The organism is Marinagarivorans sp. (genome assembly GCF_982758155.1).
In genome coordinates this window covers 1-3,806 of record NZ_CEXWTU010000340.1, presented here as the reverse complement: position 1 = coordinate 3,806, position 3,806 = coordinate 1, and the positions used below count along the sequence as shown (strand labels likewise).

The 3,806-nt window shown below is 47.3% G+C and carries 3 protein-coding genes; 1 reads left to right on the top strand and 2 read right to left on the bottom strand.

The features are described from left to right. Both AC3A8L_RS20525 and AC3A8L_RS20520 read right to left on the bottom strand, forming a co-directional pair. Positions 1 to 1,123, bottom strand: a 1,123-nt coding sequence (locus tag AC3A8L_RS20525; RefSeq protein WP_487964138.1) for a ligand-binding sensor domain-containing protein, incomplete at its 3' end; no start/stop codon positions are given. 125 nt (positions 1,124 to 1,248) lie between these two features. Continuing rightward, positions 1,249 to 3,372: a winged helix-turn-helix domain-containing protein gene (locus AC3A8L_RS20520; protein WP_487964137.1), complete on the bottom strand. Its 2,124-nt coding sequence runs from the start codon at positions 3,370 to 3,372 to the stop codon at positions 1,249 to 1,251. A 217-nt stretch (positions 3,373 to 3,589) separates the two neighbouring features. Between AC3A8L_RS20520 and AC3A8L_RS20515 the strand changes: the two genes are divergently transcribed. Beyond that, on the top strand, positions 3,590 to 3,721 hold the full coding sequence (locus tag AC3A8L_RS20515) for a hypothetical protein (protein WP_487964136.1): 132 nt from the start codon (positions 3,590 to 3,592) through the stop codon (positions 3,719 to 3,721). Positions 3,722 to 3,806 lie beyond the last annotated feature (85 nt).

Genomic DNA, 3,806 nt, shown 5'->3' with positions numbered 1-3,806 from the left:
CGGTTTTATTGTCTATTCGATTAAGCCCGCCCTCGGTCCCCACCCATAAATGCCCTTGCGCATCTTCAGTAACCGATAGCACGTCGGCATTCGTTAAACCGGTTCCCGCTGGCCCTTTTAACCAATTACGAAAAATAGTGGACGACCGCACCGAACGCGAAACCCCGGCCGGATAATGGCCCGCCCATAAATGCCCATCGGGCCCTCGCGACAAAAAGCGCACATGGTCGTTAACCATGTCATTACCCACCGGTTCAGCCACGGAATAATGCGTAAATTCGCCAGCCTCTACAGCGCGATAAAATAAGCCGTCGCCATCTGTTGCGACCCAAAGCTGCCCGCGATCATCCTCAGCAATGGCACTAATATAGCGCTGGCTAAGCAAGGTATCGCGCGCCCGAATAAACGCACCCAACTCGGAATCAAAACGATTAAGGCCTTGCTCAGTCCCCAGCCAAAAGGCGCCGTGGCTATCTTGATAAATGGCCCGCACGGCATTATTACTAAGGCTTTGAGGGTTACTGGGTTGATGTTGAAAATGGGTGACATCACCGGATTGGGTTTCAACACGCAACGCCCCGTTATCGCCACCAAACCACAAGCTACCACTGGCATCCGCAAGGGCGGTATAAAAATGCGTAAAATGGTAATCCGAATTAAAGGCGTAAGGCATAAACCGATTATGCTCAGCGCTATAACGCTGTAGCCCTGCACCCACAAAAGCCGCCCACACGGTACCGTTTGTATCTTGAACAATAAATTCAACGGCGTGCTCGGTATTTAAGTGCGCAAAGGTTTGCGTGACGGGGTCATAAATATTTAGCCCCTTGTGTGTCGCAACCCATAATTTTTTGTGCTGATCTACAAGTAGGCCGGTAACAAAGTGATGACTTAAAGAATTGCTCTCTTTTTCAGCATGGTTAAAAAACTTAAGCCGATAACCGTCGAACCGCGCCAAACCACCTTCGCCACCAAGCCATAAAAAACCATCGCCATCGGCAACCATGGCAACCAAGCCACCCAACCGCTCGATACCTTCGATATTCACCGCAGAAAAAGGGGCATGCGGCTGCGCCAACACAAGCGGAAGAGCCGGCTTTTCGGCCTGTGAAAACGCTGACATAAAAGTGATAAAAATGAAGATACCGAAGCGTACCAAAATTATTCCATTGCGTAATAAGTAAATAGATCGCGCCATCATATCGGGAAAAATACTATGGGACGAGGCAATAGATAAAGAGTGGCTCACTAATGCAATTTGAATTTCATAATCGCACCGCGGGGCATCTCATGCTTTTCCGCAATAACCGCCAACCCGTCTTTGCGAATACCACTCACCCAAGTCCAGCGCGGCAGCTCTAACGTTACGGTGGGAGCAGAGCCATCATAAGGGTATTTAATCACCCTGCGGTCTGCCCCCTCCAAGCCTAGCCCAAAAGCTGCATTCTCACTTAACAAAAAATGCCCAAGTTCCATTTCATAAAAATTAGGGATTGTTACACCTATTTTACGCGCAGCACCGTGTTCAAAATTGTATAGCTGCAGTTGCGACTCGCCGTAAATAGGAAACATCAAACCACTTGAATCGCTGATTTCACTCACGGATAACCAGGCGTTCTCATAAACGGCCTTTGCCGCTAATGTTTTGGCGTCGTACTGGTGAACATCAAAGCCCTGGCTATATTCACTAGCATAAAAGTGTTTCCCATCTTTAGACCACGATAAAGGATACTGAAATGATTCCGTCGGCTGCGAGGCCAAAACTTTTCCGCTATCAATAGCAACAACCGCCATGCCCCGGTATTCACTTTCATAACCCACGGCCAGCAATTGATTATTATAAGAAATAGCCGGGCGCACCATCGCCATTGCATTCAAGTGTGTAATTTGCCGAATCGATTGATTCACTAAATTGTACTGCCAGATTTCTTTACTGCCCGAGCGGTCGGACACAAAATAAACATAACGACCATCGGCACTAAAAACGGCATCGTCATCATTCATATCAGAATTTAATGCCGGTAATGGATCGGGCTCGGACATACCCTGAGAAAAAAGTTTGAGATCCAAATTACCTTGGTGCGTACTGTAATAAACATCCATAGTGCGTTTGTCTATTTCCAAGTCCACTATCGATTCAGTACCCGAGCCCCTTAATATTAAATGCGGTAAATTCTGGCTCGACATAATGCGCCAAATACCGCCAACACCGGCATACTCACCAGCCACTAATAACGTTTGATCACGACACATTTTAATATCATCAATCGCATCAAACTCAGCAGCCCAATCGATAATGCTGCCATCCTCTAAATTAAGCTGTCGGATCGCCACGGCTGTATCCACTGGCGTGCTATAAAAAAGCGCTTGGTCTTCAGATCGGTATACTCGAGCATAGGTATTCGCCGGAAGTTGGGAATACACCTCTTGCAAAGCAGTCACTTCACCGGTCTCTATATTCAAGCGCTTAAGTTCCATCCGCCCTTTACCCTTCCACTCACTAAAAAATACCGTGGAGCTATCGGCAAGATCTACATCTAAGCCATAAATGCTTTTTTCATTACCGTAAATTTTTTGAGTTTCCATACCCTGCTGATAGCGGTAAATAGAACAGCGCCGGGTAGCACAGCTCACATAAACCAAACGTTTAGCATCCAACCATTTGGGCGAGCTCACCGCTTCAAAGTCATCCGTAATGCGCAGCGCAGTGGCTCCATTGGCGGGCTGGATATACAAGTCTGTACGTTCACCAACATCGTGAATATAAGCGTACTCGTCAGTTTCCGGATTCAGCGCCATGCTTTTTTCACTACCGGCAATATGCGTGACCGGTATAATCTTGCCAATCACCAACTCGGACGAGACACCCAACCAACGCCAACTGCCATACATTATCACCACAACAAAACTAAAACATAATGCGGCACCCAGCCATAAAGTACGCACCGATAAACGCGCGAGCACCGTAGCTTTTTCGCCCTGCTGCTGTGCGGGCAAAGGTGCATCATCCGAGCCGAGTGGGGCACGAGACCCTGCTTCAGGCTCGGGTTCTGGCTTAAAGGGGCTCACCTCACAACACAAGCGATAGCCTTTTTTAGGGATAGTCTCGATATAGCGCGGGGCTTTAGCGTCATCACCTAGGGCATTTCTAAGGGCAAACATAGCGCGGTTGACGGCATCATCCCCTACCACCACATCACTCCAAACCCGCTCTTTCAGCTCTTCACGTAATACCACTTGCCCTGGGCTGTTGGCCAACACACACAACACCTCCATCAACTTAGGCTCTATACGCTTGGTCCGGCCATTACGCTGCAAGGAATTGCTTCTTGTATCGACAACGCATTCCCCTAAACAAAAAATGGTTTCCATAACTATGCCCTAAGCACTCAAAAAATAAATATAACCCACTGATTTTAAAAAGGATAATAACATAATAAATTCATCACTCCTTCTTCATGGCCTAGCCTTCGCTCACGCGTTAACTTTTACCGCTTATGCAAACACAAGCACCTCATCCTCTTATTATTACTCGGCCAGTATGCATAACAACCTTAATAAAAAACAATGTATACACTAAGGAGTTATTGTGTTTACCCCACCCAAAACATTACTTTTTAGCCAACTGGCTTTTGCCACCCTATTCGCATCAAACCAAAGCTTTGCCGGTAAAGCCGCGCGGCATTTTTTAACCGAAGACTACAGACAACACAACCCTTAGGGGCGAGGCAATAATAGTTTATCCAATTAGGCGAAGAGGGCCTGCAGGGAAGCAGGTTATTAGAATAACGCAGGAGCGGTTATCG